Source organism: Streptomyces malachitofuscus (genome assembly GCF_055571035.1).
The window spans coordinates 16,782-34,068 of record NZ_JBVIGA010000042.1 but is presented as its reverse complement, the minus strand read 5'-3'; the positions used below and the strand labels follow the sequence as shown (position 1 = coordinate 34,068).

The 17,287-nt window shown below is 72.0% G+C and carries 11 protein-coding genes; 5 read left to right on the top strand and 6 right to left on the bottom strand.

The features are described 5' to 3' along the window. Positions 1 to 77 precede the first annotated feature (77 nt). The 3 genes from ACZ44S_RS37050 (at position 78) to ACZ44S_RS37040 (ending at position 3,626) form a co-directional block, all read left to right on the top strand. Positions 78 to 1,994: a hypothetical protein gene (locus tag ACZ44S_RS37050; RefSeq protein WP_466937432.1), complete on the top strand. Its 1,917-nt coding sequence runs from the start codon at positions 78 to 80 to the stop codon at positions 1,992 to 1,994. A 43-nt stretch (positions 1,995 to 2,037) separates the two neighbouring features. Continuing rightward, entirely contained in the window at positions 2,038 to 2,460 is a 423-nt protein-coding gene (locus tag ACZ44S_RS37045) for a hypothetical protein (RefSeq protein WP_466937429.1), read from the top strand. A 71-nt stretch (positions 2,461 to 2,531) separates the two neighbouring features. Further along, on the top strand, positions 2,532 to 3,626 hold the full coding sequence (locus tag ACZ44S_RS37040; RefSeq protein WP_466937426.1) for a glycoside hydrolase family 26 protein: 1,095 nt from the start codon (positions 2,532 to 2,534) through the stop codon (positions 3,624 to 3,626). On the opposite strand, the gene ACZ44S_RS37035 is transcribed toward ACZ44S_RS37040, so the two are convergent. Together ACZ44S_RS37035 and ACZ44S_RS37030 are read right to left on the bottom strand one after the other, a co-directional pair. Then, on the bottom strand, positions 3,547 to 5,982 hold the full coding sequence (locus ACZ44S_RS37035; RefSeq protein WP_466937423.1) for a lipopolysaccharide biosynthesis protein: 2,436 nt from the start codon (positions 5,980 to 5,982) through the stop codon (positions 3,547 to 3,549). The genes ACZ44S_RS37040 and ACZ44S_RS37035 overlap by 80 nt on opposite strands. Beyond that, positions 5,975 to 7,234 (bottom strand): DegT/DnrJ/EryC1/StrS family aminotransferase, encoded by a 1,260-nt coding sequence (locus tag ACZ44S_RS37030; protein WP_466937420.1) that lies wholly within the window; start codon positions 7,232 to 7,234, stop codon positions 5,975 to 5,977. The genes ACZ44S_RS37035 and ACZ44S_RS37030 overlap by 8 nt, the downstream gene beginning before the upstream one ends. A gap of 293 nt (positions 7,235 to 7,527) precedes the next feature. Between ACZ44S_RS37030 and fahA the strand changes: the two genes are divergently transcribed. Both fahA and ACZ44S_RS37020 read left to right on the top strand, forming a co-directional pair. Beyond that, a complete protein-coding gene (fahA, locus tag ACZ44S_RS37025; protein ID WP_466937417.1) occupies positions 7,528 to 8,742 on the top strand; it encodes a fumarylacetoacetase in 1,215 nt (404 codons plus the stop codon). A gap of 177 nt (positions 8,743 to 8,919) precedes the next feature. After that, positions 8,920 to 9,858, top strand: a complete 939-nt coding sequence (locus ACZ44S_RS37020; RefSeq protein ID WP_466937414.1) for a M56 family metallopeptidase — start codon at positions 8,920 to 8,922, stop codon at positions 9,856 to 9,858. A gap of 138 nt (positions 9,859 to 9,996) precedes the next feature. Here ACZ44S_RS37020 and recQ read toward each other — a convergent pair whose 3' ends face one another. From recQ to nuoL, 4 genes are all read right to left on the bottom strand, one after another. Then, positions 9,997 to 11,931 (bottom strand): DNA helicase RecQ, encoded by a 1,935-nt coding sequence (gene recQ / locus ACZ44S_RS37015; RefSeq protein ID WP_466937477.1) that lies wholly within the window; start codon positions 11,929 to 11,931, stop codon positions 9,997 to 9,999. A gap of 158 nt (positions 11,932 to 12,089) precedes the next feature. Continuing rightward, positions 12,090 to 13,745 carry an NADH-quinone oxidoreductase subunit NuoN gene (gene nuoN, locus ACZ44S_RS37010; RefSeq protein ID WP_466937411.1) on the bottom strand — a complete coding sequence of 552 codons (1,656 nt, stop codon included), beginning with the start codon at positions 13,743 to 13,745 and terminating at the stop codon, positions 12,090 to 12,092. Then, complete coding sequence (locus ACZ44S_RS37005; RefSeq protein ID WP_466937410.1) at positions 13,742 to 15,313, bottom strand: NADH-quinone oxidoreductase subunit M; 1,572 nt, start codon at positions 15,311 to 15,313, stop codon at positions 13,742 to 13,744. Before ACZ44S_RS37005 ends, nuoN begins: the two co-directional genes overlap by 4 nt. A gap of 5 nt (positions 15,314 to 15,318) precedes the next feature. Continuing rightward, positions 15,319 to 17,283, bottom strand: a complete 1,965-nt coding sequence (gene nuoL / locus ACZ44S_RS37000; protein WP_466937407.1) for an NADH-quinone oxidoreductase subunit L — start codon at positions 17,281 to 17,283, stop codon at positions 15,319 to 15,321. Between the last annotated feature and the right edge of the window lie 4 nt (positions 17,284 to 17,287).

Genomic DNA, 17,287 nt, shown 5'->3' with positions numbered 1-17,287 from the left:
ATCGGGGCGAGTGTGACGTTTTTGGTGTGAAAAACAGAGGTAATTCCTATACTCGTTCGGGGGAGGGGAGTCTCGGCGTGCACCACCATGTACCCGTACCGACCGCGGAGAGCAGCGCGCTGCCCGCTCCCGCCCCGGCCACCGGCCCGCCGGACGCGGAACGGCCCGACGGCGGCGGCCACGGCTCCTGGCCGATCCCGCGCCGTCCGCCCGACACCGGTCTGCTGACGCTGCTGCTCGCCGCCGTACTGTGGCTCTACGCGCTGCCGCGCATCGGTTTCCGGGAGATGGGCGACTACGGTCTCCTGGACCGGCTCCCGGCCGCCTACTACCTGTCGTTGCTGGTCCTCACCGCCGGCTTCGTCCTCACCCTGCGCCGCGCGGGCACCGCGCCCTGGTGGCCCGCCCTGCACTGCGCCGCGCTGCTGTTCGCGCTCAAGGCGCCGCCGGCGATCCTGTACGACGCCGTGCGCTACCCGTGGGCGTCCAAGCACGACGCCGTCGTCAACACCCTGCTCGCCAACGGTGAACTGCGGCCGGGCGCCGCCCTGTCGGGCAACATGTCCGCCTACGACCAGTGGCCGGGGTTCTTCACGCTCGACGCCGGTCTGGTGCGTGCCTTCGGCGTGGAGAGCGCCGCCGCGTACGCCAACTGGGCGCCGATCGTCCTCGGCCTGCTGATGATGCCGGTGCTCGTGCTGCTCTACCGCACGTTCTGCCAGGACTGGCGGCTGGTGTGGACGGCCGTGTGGATCTTCCAGCTCGCCAACTGGGTGGGCCAGGACTACTTCGCCCCACAAGGGCTCGCGTTCCTGCTGCATCTGACGGTCATCACGGTGGTGCTGCGGCACTTCGTGCGCCCCGGCTCGGCCGGGCGGCTGCGCGACCGTGCCCACCTCGACCCGGCCGCCGCCGGCGTGCCCCCGCCCACGGGCAACCGGCAGCGCGCGGTCTGCGTGATGATCCTCGCCCCGCTGATCGCCGCGATCAACGCCACGCACCAGCTCACCCCGGTGATGCTGTGCATCTGCCTGTGCGCGCTCAGCCTCACGCGCCGCTACCGCAACTACGGGCTGCTGGCCGTCGCCGTGCTGCTGATGCTCACCTGGGACCTGACCATGGGGCGTCCGCTGTTCGTCGAGACGCTCTCCACCCTCAGGGAGTCGATCGGCGAGCTGACGCAGAACTCCCGCGCCGGATACGCCGGAGAGCTGACCGGACCGGGACCCGAACTCGCCGGCACCGCCAACGTGCTGATGGTGCTCGCGGTCGCCGCCCTCGCCGGAGCCGCCCTCGTACTGCGGCGCCGGCTGGTCCGCAGCGCGCTGCCGCTGCTGCTGGTCTCCGCCGCCCCCGTCCCGCTCTTCGCCGTCAACGACTACGGCGGCGAAATGCTCTTCCGGGTCTATCTGTTCGGCCTGCCCGGAGCGGCGTTCTTCGCCGCCGCCGCGCTCGTCCCCAGCGCCCGCCACGACCGGACGAGGGCGCTGCGGCGCAGAGTCTCGGCGGTCGCGCTGCCCGCCGTGCTGCTCATGCTGCTCGCCGGCTTCATGCCGTCGTACTACGGCAAGGAGAAGATGTACTACACGCCGCCCGAGGAGACCGCGCTGGTCACCCGGGCGCTCGACAACGCCCCCGACGGCTCGCTGATCCTCGCCACCACCGGCTCCTTCCCGCAGGCACTGCACCGGTACGACCGGATCGAGCACTGGTTCTTCGCCGAGCAGGAACTCCCGGAGAACGAGCGGATGCTCGAGGACCCGGCGGGCCATCTCGCCGACGGCATCCCACCGGGTACCAGGGCGTACGTCGTCCTCACCCGCACCCAGGACATCTACACCGCGGGCGAGGGTCTGCTGCCGGCCGGCGGCTTCGAGACGCTGCGCACGAAGCTCTCCGCCTCACCTCTCTTCCGGACTGTCGAAAGCCACGACTACGGGGTGGTGCTCGAGTACCGCCCGGCCGCCCGGGGAACGACCACGACCACAAGGTGATCGAAGTGACGTTGCAGGCCAGTCAGTTCCGTCAGGTCAGCCCATGAGCACCGCCGACTCGCCGCGCGGCGCGGAGCGGCACCTCAGAGTCCTCGTCGGCGCCTCCGGCTGGATCGCGCTGGCCGCCACCACGGTGCCCGGCCCCTCGCCGCTGCGCTGGATCCCGGTGCTGCTCTTCACGCTGTTCGGTCCGGGCTGCGCGGCGCTGTATCCGCAGCCGGGCGGGCTGGCTTCCGGCGCCCGGCTGGAGGCCCTCGCCCTCGCCGCGCCCGTCAGCCTGTCGCTCGGCGTGCTCACCGCCACCTCACTGTTCCTGGTGGAAGCCTTCTCGGCGACCTCCTTCCTCCTCGCGCTCGCCGTCTTCACCACCGTCGTCGCGGCCCTTCCGGGGCTGCCGCTGCCCGCCGCCCGGCGCGGCGCGGCGGAACCCGGCAGGCGCCGGCCCGCGAACGGCGGTGGCACATGACGGGCTCGCACCGGCTGCGGGATCCGCACGCACGCGGCAGGTGGCGGCGCGCGGCGAGGAGGGTGGGGCGTGTGAGGCGCGGCTACGCGGCGGTCGTCCTGGTGACGGTCGCCGCACTGCTGACCGGGCTCGGGTTCTGGGCGGGCCGCTCCGACGACGCGGACGTGCCGGGCGGGGACACGCCCGGCAACGCGGCCTCCGGTGAGCTGCCGACCGGCCCCTGCGCTCCCACCGACACGCTGGTGCCGCCCTGCGGCGCCTGGTGGGGGGCCTATGTGCCGTACGCGGCGAACGGCTCGCTCAAGGACGCCGTGCTCGGCTTCGAGAAGAGGATCGGCCGCCGACTCGACCTCGTCTACAACTACCACGACATGTCGGGCAGCGAACTCGACGGGACGCTGCTCACCCCCGACGAGCAGGAACTCGGCAGGGACCGGCTGCTCATGCTGGCCTGGGAGTCCACCGTCTGGACCGAGCCGCACCACGCGAACTGGACGGAGACCCAGCTCGGCTGGAAGAACATCGCCTCGGGGAAGTACGACGAGGAGATCATCGACCCCCAGATCCGCCGTCTCAAGGCCTACGGCAAGCGCGTCTTCTTCTCGTTCGACCAGGAGACCGACGCCCGCATCAAGGAAGGCGCCGGCACTCCGGAGGAGTTCGTCGCGGCGTACCGCCACCTCCACGACCGGTTCCGTGAACTGGGCGCCGACAACGTCGTATGGGTGTGGACCGTCTCCGGCTACCTCGGCAGCGCGAAGGACATGAAGGCCCTCTACCCCGGGGACGAGTACGTCGACTGGATCGCCATGGACCAGTACAACTACTACGGCTGCCACGACACCACCCACTGGAAGGACTTCCTGCGCAGCCAGCAGCCCAGCTACGACTGGCTGCGCGCGAACATCTCCGACGACAAGCCCGTGATGCTCGCGGAGTTCGCCACCGCCCCCGACGCCGAGAACCCGCGGCGCCAGCGGGACTGGTACACCCGCATCCCCGCCGACGTGAAGAAGCTCCCCGAGGTGAAGGCGCTGGTGCACTGGAACCGGCCGACCTCGCAGGAACCCGAGTGCGATCTGACCGTCAACGACGGGCCGGGTCTGGAGGGTTACCGGGAGGCGGGGAGGAACGGGTACTTCCACCAGCCCGTACCGCCCAGGTGAGCAGCAGGAGGGCCAGGAGGGCGATCAGCGACGGCACGGCGACGGGCACGAGCTCCTGCCGGAACACCCAGCCGGCCACCGCCACGAGATAGAGAACTCCCCAGCCGGCCTGCCCGGTGAGCCGCCCGCCGGCGCGGACGAGCAGCAGCCGCAGCGGTACGAGGCACAGCAGCTGGACCGCCAGGGGCGCCCACCGCAGCAGCGGGCCGGGGCCGTCGAGCCCCACCGCCTGCGCGAGGGAGCGGGCCGCGTCGGCGTACAGGTCCCCCGTCACGGGATCGGGCCGCCACCCGACGGCGACGGGCGCGGCGTGCAGGGCGGTCACGGCGGACGCCAGGGCGGTGCCGGGGAGCCAGGGGACGGGTCTGCGGCTCAACGTCACCGAGGCGACGAAGACGACGATCAGCGCTCCTGCCGCGGCCGACGCGAACAGGGGCAGTCCGGTGAGCAGTTCGCGTCCTGTCGGCTCGTCCCGGCCGGCCCCGTCGCCCCAGGGGAGCCCGCGCAGGGGGATCCAGAAGGCGACGGTCGCCAGGCCGAGCAGCGCCCAGAGGATGACGCCGGTCCGGCGGCCGGAGTCGTCGCCGGGCTCCTCCGGCGGCGGGAGTGGAGCCGGGACGCCGGGGAGGGCCACGTCGGTCCACGGCGTGCGGCTCGCCTCCGCCGGTGTCCAACGCTCCGGCGGGGGCGCAGGCGCGGGGACGGCGTTGTCCACCCCGTCCGGCTTCCCGTCCTCCGGCGAGGACTCGTCCCGGGGCTCGCGCGGCCGCACCTCCGGGTCGCCCTCGGGGCCCGGGGCCGCCGTCCGTTCCTCCACGGCCTGCGGTCGCACGATGAACGCCACCGTGTCCGCGTGGAGCGCTTCCCGTTCGTAGCCGGGGCCGCCGATGAACAGCGTCACGGTGTCCTCGTCCTGCTCCCCCGGCCCCTTGGACTCGTACGCCGCCCGGCGGGCCCAGCTCGTGCCGTACCCGGCGGTGGCGTTCAGCCGGGCCCAGCGCGTGCCGTACTCGGGCGCGGCGGAGGGCCGCTCCACGGGCCCACCGGGCCGCTCGCGCAGCGCCGAACGCAGTCCGAGCACCGAGACGGCCGCGATCAGCGTCATGCCGACCAGCACCGCCCACCCGGCCCCCGCGATCCCCGCGGGGGTGAACAGCACGGTCGCGCTGCCCAGCACCAGCACGCACATCGCCCCTTGGAGCGCGGCGAGCACACCGGTGCGACCCTGCACCCGCAGCACGCCGATGTACAGCTCCACGACCACCCGGGGCAGCGCGCCGAGGGCCAGCAGCCGCAGCACGGTCGAGCCGTGCTCGGCGTAGTCCGCGCTGAACGGCGTGAGGATCTGCGGCGCGAGGACGACCAGCACCAGGACCACCGGCACCAGCAGCAGCGTCATCCGGCGCAGCGCCCCGCGCACCCCGTCGGCGAGCCGACGCGGGTCGTGGGAGGCGTGGGCGGTGAGCGACGAGGCCATGTTGATGGCCATGAACTCCATCGTGCCGCCGACGGTGTACGCCACGTAGAAGTAGCCGTTCTCCGCGGCGCTGAAGCGGACCGCGACCATCACGGGCAGCAGATTGATCATCGCCAGGCTGAACAGCGCGCCGAGCGAGTCACCGGCCAGGAAGCGGCCCATGCTGCGCAGCCCGGGCGGCTCCACGTCCCGGTCGGCCGCGGCCTGGCGCGGGATGAGCCGGCGGAAGATCAGCCAGCCGAGCGGCAGGGTGGAGAACGCGATGGCCACGGCCCAGGACACGAAGATGCCCAGCACGGGCAGCGCGCTCGCGAAGACGGCGAGCAGGACCAGCTTGCCGACGGAGAACACCGCGTTCCCGGCCGGCACCCACTCGGCCTTGCGCAGCCCGGTGAGCACGCCGTCCTGGAGCGTGAGCAGCGCCCACGCCACGCAGGCCGCCACGAACAGCGCCCCCGCGAGCGGTGTGCCGAGGGGCTCGTAGGAGGCACCCCACTGGTCGAGCGTCAGCAGGAACACGCCCGCGGCGAGCGCGACGACCACGGAACTGGCCCCGTACACCCCCCACACCAGGCGTCCGGTCTCGCGGCCCGCGCGCGGTACGAAGCGGACCACGGCGCCGATCATGGTGGTGGCGGTGATGCTGGCGAGCAGCCGCATCGCGGCGATCGCGGCGGAGCCCTGGCCGACGGCGTCCTCGGAGTAGTAGCGGGCGGCGACGAGCCAGAACCCCAGTCCGAGCACCGCCGACACGCCCGTGCTGAGCATCAGGAAGTAGGCGTTCTTGAACAGGGAGTCCGAGCCGGACCGGTTTCCGGCGGGCGGAGGCCGCCCGCCGGCGCGCTGCGCGGCCGGCTCGCGCACCCGGATGTCAGTCACGGGACGGCCCCAGCCTGCCGGCCCTCTCCTCCGGTCCGGCCAGGTCCTCCGGCGGTTCGGCCGGCCGCGCACCGGACCGCTCCAGCACGTCGACGGCCTCGCGGGCCCGCAGCGGATCCACCGGCAGCGCGTGCCGCGCGAACCAGCGGGCGGCGCCGGGCGCGGGCGAGGGGTCGGTGAAGGCGTCCCCCGCGTAGTCGTCGAGGGGCGGGTCGTAGAGGTAGCCCACGACGATCCCGCTCCGTGCCAGCGCCGCGATCGCCGCGTCCCGGTCGGCGACCAGCAGCGGCACCCGGAACAGCGGCTGTGTCCCGCTTCCCGCGCGCGGGCGGGCCCATCGCGTCGCCAGCAACAGCTCGGTGCCCTCCCGGTACGCCGCCAGCACGTCGTCCAGCCGTCCGAGCCCGCGCCCGATCCGCCGCAGCCGCAGCGGGCCGGACTCCCTGCGGTAGGTGTGCATGTCGACGCGGACCCAGGGGTCGTACGCGGTCAGGTCCGGGGCCTCGCGGGCGGCCCGGGCCAGCGCGTCCGGACGCAACGGCATCCTGATCCCGTCGCGCTCGGCCCGCCCCAGCAGCCCCAGCGCCGCCCAGGCGGCCCGCCGCAGTCCCAGCCCCCGCACGGCGGCCTCGGCATACGGCCGTACCGCGTAGGCCAGTTCGGAAGCCGTCCGGCGCGGGGTGAGCAGCTCGTCGCGGGTTCTGCGCACCATGTCGCCCAGGCCCGGGTCGGCCGGCGAGAGGATCCCGCCGGCCTGGGCGCCGACGTGTTTGGACAGGCTGAAGACGGAGGCCTCGCCCCACGCCCCGACCGGCCGCCCGCCGACCTCGCTGCCGATCGCGTGCGCCGCGTCCTCGAACAGCGGGATGCCCAACGCGTCGCAGCGGGCCCGCAGTTCCGGCGCCGGATCCGGATTGCCGTACAGGTTCGTGGTCAGTACGGCGGAGAGCGAGCCCCATGTCTCCTCGGGCACGGCGGCGATGTCGAGGGACGCGTCGAGCGCGTTCAACGGCGCCTGCACCGGCCGCAGTCCCGCCGCCAGCACCACGAAGAAGATGACGTCGTCGTTGACCGGCGACATCAGCACCCTGCCGCCCGGCGGGCACCAGTGGCGCAGCGCCACGTACAGCCCCAGCCTGCATGACGGCACGTACACACATTCCCGGCCGAGCCGGGCACGCATGGTCTCTTCCAGCCTCTTCGGCCGCGACCACGAGCGCGCCGAGCGCGGGCCGGCCTCCCCAATGGCCATCCGCCCCCCTGTGTGCCATCGGAACGCCCCCTCCCCGAGGCCTTCCGGCACCCGCCCAGAGTCGCCCCGTTCGCACCGCTCCGTCAAGATTGCACAACCGTCCTGTGGATAACTTCCGGTAGGCAAGCGGAAGCGGCACTTGGGGCGTTTGCGCCGCGTGCACCCCGCCCACGGCGCCGTCCGCCGCCGCACCACCACTCCGGCTCTGCACAAGAACGCCATGTCACCCGTAACGTGTGGCCTGGCCACGGACACGTGGAGCACCTGCGCACACGAAAGCGAGGCAGCACCCGATGCCCCCCTTCGATGTCCCCGAGGGCGATCCCTTCGGCCCGCACAACCTGCCGTACGGCGTGTTCTCGCCCGCCGGCTCGTCGGAGCGGACCGTCGGCGTCCGGCTCGGCGACCATGTCCTCGACGCCGGCGCGGCGGCGCACGCCCTGGGCTCCCCCTACGCGTCCCTGCTCGCCCGCCCGACCCTCAACCCGCTGCTGGCGGCGGGCCGTACAACCTGGTCGGACGTGCGGCGGGCGCTCACGGCCTGGGTGACCGTCCCCGCGCACCGGGAGACCGTCGAGCCGCTGTTCCACCCGCTGTCCGAGGTGACCCTGCACCTCCCCTTCGAGGTCGCGGACTACGTCGACTTCTACGCCTCGGAGAACCACGCCCGGAACGTCGGCCGGATGTTCCGCCCCGACGCACCGGACTCGCTGACCCCCAACTGGAAGCATCTGCCGATCGGCTACCACGGCCGCTCCGGCACGGTCGTGGTGTCCGGCACCGACGTCGTACGCCCCTCCGGCCAGCGCAAGGCACCCGCCGACGCGGCGCCGGTGTTCGGGCCGTCCGTCCGGCTCGACATCGAGGCGGAGGTCGGGTTCGTGGTCGGTGTGCCGTCCGAGCTGGGCCGGCCGGTGCCCCTCGGCGACTACCGCGACCACGTCTTCGGCCTGTGCCTGCTCAACGACTGGTCCGCCCGGGACGTCCAGGCCTGGGAGTACGTCCCCCTCGGTCCGTTCCTCGGCAAGTCCTTCACCACCTCGGTGTCCGCCTGGATCACCCCGCTGGACGCCCTGGATGAGGCCCGCGTCGCACCGCCGGAGCGCACGCACGAGCTGCTGCCCTACCTGGACGACGCGGACGAGGAACCCGGCGGCTACGACCTGCGGATCACCGTCGCGGTCAACGGCCATGTCGTCTCCGAACCCCCTTTCTCCACCATGTACTGGACGGCCGCCCAGCAGCTCGCCCACATGACCGTCAACGGCGCCTCCCTGCGCACCGGCGACCTCTACGGCTCCGGCACGGTGAGCGGCCCCTCCGAGCGGGAACGCGGCTCGCTGCTGGAACTGACCTGGAACGGCCGCGATCCCCTGGAACTTCCCGACGGCAAGCGGACGTTCCTGGAGGACGGCGACGTGGTCACGCTGTCGGCCTGGGCGCCGGGCCCGGACGGCGTCCGCGTGGGGCTCGGCGAGGTCACGGGACGGGTGGTTCCCGCGCCCTGACCCGTCCTGCCCTGTCCGATCTCTCACGACCCCTGACTCACACCGCCCTTCGCCGTCATAATTGGCGTCGGGCGGTGTGCGCGTTTCCGCGCCGCGCCCTCTCGGCCTCACGCACGCCCCCCGCACGACCCGCACGCCCCCGAGCCGCCCCTTCCGACAGGATCCGGAGCCCGTGGCATGACCGTCTGCCTGCTCCTGCTGAGCGTTGTCGCCGTGACGGCCGCCGTGCCCGTCCCCCGATCACTGACCAGGGCGAAGTGGCCGGAAAGGGAACCGGTCGTCGCCCTGTGGGTGTGGCAGTGTCTGGTCGCCACCGTCCTGCTGTGCTGTCTGACGGCCCTCGCGCTGGGCGCCGCGGCCGTCTTCGGCACCGTCCGCGCCCAGCTCTTCGCTCCGGCGCCGCCCGCGGTGACCGCGGCGTACGACCTGTCCGCGGCCTCGCCCTGGACGACCGTCGTCACCGTGCTGCTGGCCTGCGGGGCGGCCTGGACGACGGCCATGCTCGGACGGGAACTGGTCGAGGCCCGCCGGCGCCGCACCCGGGCCCGCGCGCAGCTGCGGGAACGCGCCCCCGATCTGCCCGCCGGTCTCCCCGCCGCCCGCGGCCCCCTGCTGGTGCTGGAGGACGAGTATCCCGACGCCTGGTGGATGCCGGGCAGCCCGCCTCAGCTGATCGTCACCACCGGGGCGCTGCAGCGCCTCACCGACCACCAGCTCGACGCCGTCCTCACCCATGAGCGCGGTCACGCCCGCGCCCGCCACGACTGGCTGCTGCACCTCTCCACGGCCCTGGCCACCGGTTTCCCGCGGATCCCGCTGTTCGCCCACTTCTGCGACCAGACCCACCGCCTGGTCGAGCTGTCCGCCGACGACACGGCGTCCCGCCGCTGCGGTCATCTGACCACGGCGCTGGCGCTGATCGAGCTCAACCAGCACCGTGGGGTGCTGTCCTGCTCCTCCAGCCACCGTCTGCTCGGTGAACGCGTCGACCGCCTCCTGGAGCCCCCGCCCCGTCTCGGCCGCCGCCACCGCGCCCTGACGACGGCCGCGGCGGCCCTGGTCCCGCTGGTACCTCTGCTGATCACCTTCGCCCCGGGCCTGACGGCACTCCCGTAGCCGCAAGTGCGGGCAGTCGTGCCTCCCCAGAGCCTTAAGGGCCTGGGAGGTGCCCCCAGGGCGGCACGGGTGGGCGCACCAGCACCCCGCAAACGCCGGGCTGCGCACCCACCCCCGCCCAGCCCCAGCAAGCGGCGCCTATGTCCAGTCGGGCTCGGGCTCGACGTCGACGTCGCCTCCGGCACCGGCGTCCCCGGGCGGGGCCAACCCGGCCAGCACCCCCACCACCCCCTCCCCGTACGTCACCAGCTTCTTCTCCCCCACCCCGCTGATCCCGCCCAGCTCGTCCACCGACGTGGGCCACACCGTGGCGATCTCCCGCAGCGTGGCGTCGTGGAAGATGACGTAGGCCGGGACACCCTGCTCCCGGGCCTGCTCCGCCCGCCACGCCCGCAACGCCTCGAACGCGGGCTGAAGCTCCTCGGGCAGCTCGGCCACCGCCGCCTTGGCCTTGCGCTCGCCCCGGCCGCCGCCCGTGCCACGCACCGCCGCCGGCTTCTTCGGCTCCTTGCGCAGCGGCACCTCCCGCTCCCGCCGCAGCACCGCCCCGCTGGCCTCGGTCAGCACGAGCGTGCCGTACTCCCCCTCGACGGCGAGCAGCCCCTGGGCGAGCAACTGCCGCACGACGCCGCGCCACTCGGCCTCGCTCAGCTCCTCGCCGATGCCGAACACCGACAGCTGGTCGTGGTCGAACTGGATGACCTTGGCGGTTCGCCGGCCCAGCAGGATGTCCACGATCTGCACCGCGCCGAACTTCTGCCCGCGCTCCCGCTGCAGCCGCACCACCGTCGACAGCACCTTCTGCGCCGCGACGGTCCCGTCCCACGTCTCCGGCGGTGTGAGACAGGTGTCGCAGTTGCCGCAGCCCTCCGCGCCGGCCTCCTGGCCGAAGTAGGCGAGGAGCTGTCCGCGCCGGCACCGGACCGTCTCGCACAGCGCCAGCATGGCGTCCAGATGCTGGTTGGCCCGCCGTCGGAACGCCTCGTCGCCCTCCCCCGACTGGATCAGCTTCCGCTGCTGGATGACGTCGTTGAGCCCGTAGGCCATCCAGGCCGTGGACGGCAGTCCGTCCCGCCCCGCGCGTCCGGTCTCCTGGTAGTAGCCCTCGACCGACTTGGGCAGGTCGAGGTGGGCGACGAACCGCACGTCCGGCTTGTCGATGCCCATGCCGAAGGCGATGGTCGCGACCACGACCAGCCCTTCCTCCCGCAGGAAGCGCGACTGATGCGCGGCGCGCGTCCCCGCGTCGAGGCCCGCGTGGTACGGCACCGCCTCGACGCCGTTGCGCGAGAGGAACTCGGCCGTCTTCTCCACCGAGTTGCGCGAGAGGCAGTAGACGATGCCCGCGTCCCCGGCGTGCTCCTCGCGCAGGAAGCTCAGCAGCTGCTTCCTGGGGTCGGCCTTGGGCACGATCCGGTACTGGATGTTGGGCCGGTCGAAGCTGGCCACGAAGTGCCGGGCCGCCGGCATCCTCAGCCGGTCGGTGATCTCCCGGTGCGTGGCGTCCGTGGCCGTGGCCGTGAGCGCGATGCGGGGCACGTCCGGCCACCGCTCACCCAGCAGGGACAGCGCGAGGTAGTCCGGGCGGAAGTCGTGCCCCCACTGGGACACGCAGTGCGCCTCATCGACGGCGAAGACGGAGATCTTGCCGCGTGAGAGCAGATCCAGGGTGCTGTCCAGCCGCAGCCGCTCCGGCGCGAGGTACAGCAGGTCCAGCTCGCCGGCGAGGAACTCCGCCTCGACCACCCGCCGCTCGTCGAAGTCCTGCGTGGAGTTCATGAACCCCGCGCGCACGCCCAGCGCCCGCAGCGCGTCCACCTGGTCCTGCATCAGGGCGATCAGCGGGGAGACGACGACTCCCGTGCCCGGTCTGACCAGGGCCGGGATCTGGTAGCACAGTGATTTGCCGCCACCGGTCGGCATGAGCACGACGGCGTCGCCGCCCGCGATCACATGCTCGACGACCGCTTCCTGCTCACCCCGGAACGCCTCGTACCCGAACACCCGGTGAAGCGCGGCCAGCGCCTCACCATCCGTCACTGTCATCTCGGCGATACCGCCCGTCCCCTGCATCGTCCCGTCCCCCGTGCGTCGTCCCTCGACCACTGCGTCCACGATAGGCGCCCGCACCGACAGGCCCGGAGTTGTCCACAGGCCCGCCCGGAACGGCGGAGCGGCCCGGCACCCCGCCCACGGGGTACCGGGCCGCTCGGCGCTCTCCGGGCGCGGTGTCAGCGGACGAACACGCCCGCGTCCCCGGCCAGCTCCAGGAAGTACTGCGGCGCCACACCGAGCACCACCGTGACCGCCACACCGACCCCGATCGCCGTCATCGTCAGCGGTGACGGCACCGCGACGGTCGGGCCCTCGGGGCGCGGCTCGCTGAAGAACATCAGGACGATGACGCGGATGTAGAAGAACGCCGCGATGGCCGACGCGATCACACCGACCACGACCAGCGGGACCGCACCGCCCTCCGCCGCCGCCTTGAACACGGCGAACTTCCCGGCGAAGCCGGAGGTCAGCGGAATGCCCGCGAAGGCCAGCAGGAAGACGGCGAACACCGCCGCGACCAGCGGGGAGCGGCGGCCGAGCCCCGCCCACTTCGACAGGTGCGTCGCCTCACCGCCCGCGTCCCTGACCAGCGTGACCACCGCGAACGCGCCGACGGTCACGAACGAGTACGCCGCCAGGTAGAACAGCACGGACGAGATGCCCGACGGGGTGGCGGCGATGACACCGGCGAGGATGAAGCCCGCGTGCGAGATCGCCGAGTACGCCAGCAGCCGCTTGATGTCGGTCTGCGTGATCGCGACGATCGCGCCGATCACCATGGTGACGATCGCCACGGCCCACATCACCGGCCGCCAGTCCCAGCGCAGGCCCGGCAGCACGACGTACAGGATCCGCAGCAGCGCGCCGAACGCGGCCACCTTGGTCGCCGCCGCCATGAAGCCCGTCACCGGCGTCGGGGCGCCCTGGTACACGTCGGGCGTCCACATGTGGAAGGGCACCGCGCCGACCTTGAACAGCAGGCCCATGACCAGCAGCGCGGCGCCGATGAGCAGCAGCGCGTCGTTGCCCATGGTGTCGGCGAGCGCCGGGGTGACCTCCGGGACGGTGCCGTCGACGACCTGCGCGATCGCCGCGTACGACATCGAGCCCGCGTAGCCGTACAGCAGGGCGATGCCGAACAGCAGGAACGCGGAGGCGAAGGCGCCGAGCAGGAAGTACTTGACCGCCGCCTCCTGCGACATCAGCCGCTTGCGGCGGGCCAGCGCGCACAGCAGGTAGAGCGGGAGGGAGAGGACCTCCAGCGCCACGAACAGCGTCAGCAGGTCGTTGGCCGCCGGGAAGACCAGCATGCCGGCGACCGCGAAGAGCAGCAGCGGGAACACCTCGGTGGTGGTGAACCCGGCCGTGACGGCCCTCTTCTCGCTGTCGCTGCCCGGTACGGACGCGGCCTGCGCGGCGAAGGAGTCGACGCGGTTGCCGTGCGCCTCCGGGTCGAGTCGCCGCTCGGCGAAGGTGAACAGGCCGACCAGGGCCGTCAGCAGGATCGTGCCCTGCAGGAACAGGGCCGGTCCGTCGACGGCGATGGCGCCCATCGCCGCGATGCCCGCCTTGGTCGTGGCGTAGCCGTTCGCGGCGAGGGCCACGACCGCGGCGAACGCGGCGGTGAACGCCACCACGGAGACGAACATCTGTGCGTAGTAGCGGAACTTTCGCGGGACGAACGCCTCCACCATGATCCCGACGACCGCCGCGCCGACGACGATCAGGGTGGGGGCGAGCTGTCCGTACTCGATCTTCGGCGCGTCGATCTTCGAGATCGGGTCGGCCGCCGCCGTTGTCCACAGGCTGTGGACGGCTACTGCTGTGCTCACTTGGCCGCCTCCACCTCGGGCTGGGGGTCCTTCTTCTCCACGTCGGACATGGTGTGCTTCACCGCCGGGTTCACGACGTCAGTGACGGGTTTCGGATAGACGCCCAGGAACACCAGCAGCACGACCAGCGGCGCCACCACCGCGATCTCCCGCACCCTCAGGTCGGGCATCGCGGCCACCTCGGGCTTCACCGGGCCCGTCATCGTCCGCTGGTAGAGGACGAGGGTGTAGAGCGCGGCGAGGACGATGCCGAAGGTGGCGATGATCCCGATCACCGGGTAGCGGGTGAACGTGCCGACCAGGACCAGGAACTCGCTGACGAAGGGCGCGAGCCCCGGCAGTGAGAGGGTCGCGAGGCCGCCGATCAGGAACGTGCCGGCGAGCACCGGGGCGACCTTCTGGACGCCGCCGAAGTCGGCGATGAGCCGCGAACCGCGCCGCGAGATCAGGAATCCGGCGATCAGCATCAGCACGGCGGTCGAGATGCCGTGGTTGACCATGTAGAGCGTCGCTCCGGACTGGCCCTGGCTGGTCATGGCGAAGATGCCCATGATGATGAAGCCGAAGTGCGAGATCGAGGCGTACGCGATCAGCCGCTTGATGTCGCGCTGGCCGACCGCGAGCAGCGCTCCGTAGATGATGCTGATGACCGCCAGCACGAGGATCGCCGGTGTCGCCCACTTGCTGGCCTCCGGGAACAGCCCGAGGCAGAAGCGGAGCATGGCGAAGGTGCCCACCTTGTCGACGACCGCCGTGATCAGCACGGCCACCGGCGCGGTGGACTCCTGCATGGCGTTGGGCAGCCAGGTGTGCAGCGGCCACAGCGGCGCCTTCACCGCGAAGGCGAAGAAGAAGCCGAGGAACAGCCAGCGCTCGGTGCTGGTCGCCATGTTCAGCTCACCGCTGGCCCGTGCCTCGGCGATCTCGGTGAGCGAGAAGTTCCCCGCGACCACATAGAGCCCGATGACCGCGGCCAGCATGATCAGACCGCCGGCCAGGTTGTAGAGCAGGAACTTCACCGCCGCGTACGACCGCTGGGTCGCCGCCTTCTCCTCGCCGTGCTCGTGGGCACGGTCCCCGAAGCCGCCGATGAGGAAGTACAGCGGGATCAGCATGGCTTCGAAGAAGATGTAGAAGAGGAAGACGTCGGTGGCCTCGAAGGAGAGGATCACCATCGCCTCGACGGCCAGGATCAGGGCGAAGAAGCCCTGCGTCGGCCGCCACCTCCTGCTCCCCGTCTCCAGCGGGTCGGCGTCGTGCCAGCCCGCGAGGACGATGAAGGGGATCAGCAGGGCGGTCAGCGCGATCAGCGCCACCGCGATGCCGTCCACACCCAGTTCGTAGCGGACGCCGAAGTCCGCGATCCAGGCGTGGGACTCGGTGAGCTGGTAGCGGTCGCCGTCCGGGTCGAAGCGGACCAGGACGGTGATCGCCAGGGCGAGCGTGGCGAGCGAGAACAGCAGGGCCAGCCACTTGGCGGCCGTGCGCCTCGCGGCCGGCACGGCGGCCGTGGCGATCGCCCCGATGGCCGGGAGCGCCGCCGTCGCTGTCAGCAGAGGAAAGGACATCGGTATCAGACCGCCCTCATCAGCAGGGTCGCGGCGGCGAGGACCGCCGCGCCGCCGAACATGGAGACCGCGTAGGACCGCGCGAAGCCGTTCTGCAGCCTGCGCATCCGCCCGGACAGGCCGCCCATGGAGGCCGCCGTGCCGTTGACGACCCCGTCGACCAGGGTGTGGTCCACGTACACCAGCGAGCGGGTGAGATGTTCACCGCCGCGCACCAGGACCACGTGGTTGAAGTCGTCCTGGAGCAGGTCGCGCCGGGCGGCCCGGGTGAGCAGCGACCCGCGCGGGGCGACGGCCGGCACCGGACGGCGCCCGTACTGGGCCCAGGCGATCGCCACGCCGATGACCATCACGGCGACGGTGGAGAGCGTCACCGTCAGGGCGCTGACCGGCGGGTGGCCGTGGGCGTGCCCGGTGACGGGCTCCAGCCAGTGCACGAAGCGGTCCCCGATGCTGAAGAAGGCACCGCCCGCGACCGATCCGACGGCCAGCACGATCATCGGGATCGTCATGGACCTCGGCGACTCGTGCGGGTGCGGCGGCTCGTAGGTGCCGCGCGTCTGTGCGGCCGGCTCCACGTCCGGCGCCGCCGGGGACGGCGTCGGCGCGTTGCGCCAGCGCTCCTCGCCGAAGAACGTCATCAGCATCACGCGCGTCATGTAGTACGCGGTGATGGCCGCGCCCAGCAGGGCGCAGGCGCCGAGGATCCAGCCCTCGGTGCCGCCCTTGGCGAACGCCGCCTCGATGATCTTGTCCTTGGAGAAGAAGCCGGACAGGCCCGGGAAGCCGATGATCGCGAGGTAGCCGAGCCCGAAGGTGACGAACGTGACCGGCATGTACTTCCGGAGGCCGCCGTAGCGGCGCATGTCGACCTCGTCGTTCATGCCGTGCATCACCGAACCGGCGCCGAGGAACAGACCGGCCTTGAAGAAGCCGTGCGTCACCAGGTGCATGATCGCGAAGACGTAGCCGATGGGGCCCAGGCCCGCGGCCAGCACCATGTAGCCGATCTGCGACATGGTCGAACCGGCCAGCGCCTTCTTGATGTCGTCCTTCGCGCAACCGACGATCGCACCGAACAGCAGCGTGACCGCGCCGACGATGGTGACGACCAGTTGTGCGTCGGGGGCGCCGTTGAAGACGGCGGCGGAGCGGACGATCAGGTACACGCCCGCCGTCACCATCGTCGCGGCGTGGATGAGGGCCGAGACCGGGGTCGGGCCCTCCATCGCGTCCCCGAGCCAGGACTGCAGCGGCACCTGGGCGGACTTGCCGCAGGCGGCGAGCAGCAGCATCAGCGCGATCGCGGTCAGCTTGCCCTCCCCCGCCTCACCGGCGAGACCGGCTTCCCCGTGGCCGCCGAGCACCGGCCCGAAGGCGAAGGTGCCGAACCACAGGAACATCAGCATGATCGCGATGGACAGGCCCATGTCGCCGACGCGGTTGACCAGGAAGGCCTTCTTCGCGGCCGTGGCGGCGCTGGGCTTGTGCTGCCAGAAGCCGATCAGCAGGTAGGAGGCGAGACCGACGCCCTCCCAGCCGACGTACAGCAGCAGGTAGTTGTCGGCGAGGACGAGGATCAGCATCGCCGCGAGGAACAGGTTCAGATAGCCGAAGAAGCGACGGCGGCGCTCGTCGTGCTCCATGTAGCCGACGGAGTACAGGTGGATCAGCGAGCCGACGCCGGTGATCAGCAGGACGAACGTCATCGACAACTGGTCGAGCCGGAAGGCGACGTCGGCCTGGAAGCCCTCCACCGGGATCCAGCTGAACAGGTGCTGCGTGACGGTGCGTTCCTCGGCGCCCCTGCCCAGCAGGTCGGTGAACAGCACCAGGCCGAGCGCGAAGGAGACGGCCGCGAGCAGCGTGCCGATCCAGTGGCCCACGGCGTCCAGCCGGCGTCCGCCGCACAGCAGGACCGCCGCTCCGAGCAGGGGCGCCGCCACCAGCAGCGCAATCAGGTTCTCCACGATT

Coding starts and splice junctions, on each gene's coding strand:
- ACZ44S_RS37030 (WP_466937420.1), bottom strand. CDS start 7,234: ATGGCCATTGGGGAGGCCGGCCCGCGCTCGGCGCGCTCGTGGTCGCGG.
- recQ (WP_466937477.1), bottom strand. CDS start 11,931: ATGCAGGGGACGGGCGGTATCGCCGAGATGACAGTGACGGATGGTGAG.
- ACZ44S_RS37045 (WP_466937429.1), top strand. CDS start 2,038: ATGAGCACCGCCGACTCGCCGCGCGGCGCGGAGCGGCACCTCAGAGTC.
- ACZ44S_RS37020 (WP_466937414.1), top strand. CDS start 8,920: ATGACCGTCTGCCTGCTCCTGCTGAGCGTTGTCGCCGTGACGGCCGCC.
- fahA (WP_466937417.1), top strand. CDS start 7,528: ATGCCCCCCTTCGATGTCCCCGAGGGCGATCCCTTCGGCCCGCACAAC.
- ACZ44S_RS37005 (WP_466937410.1), bottom strand. CDS start 15,313: ATGTCCTTTCCTCTGCTGACAGCGACGGCGGCGCTCCCGGCCATCGGG.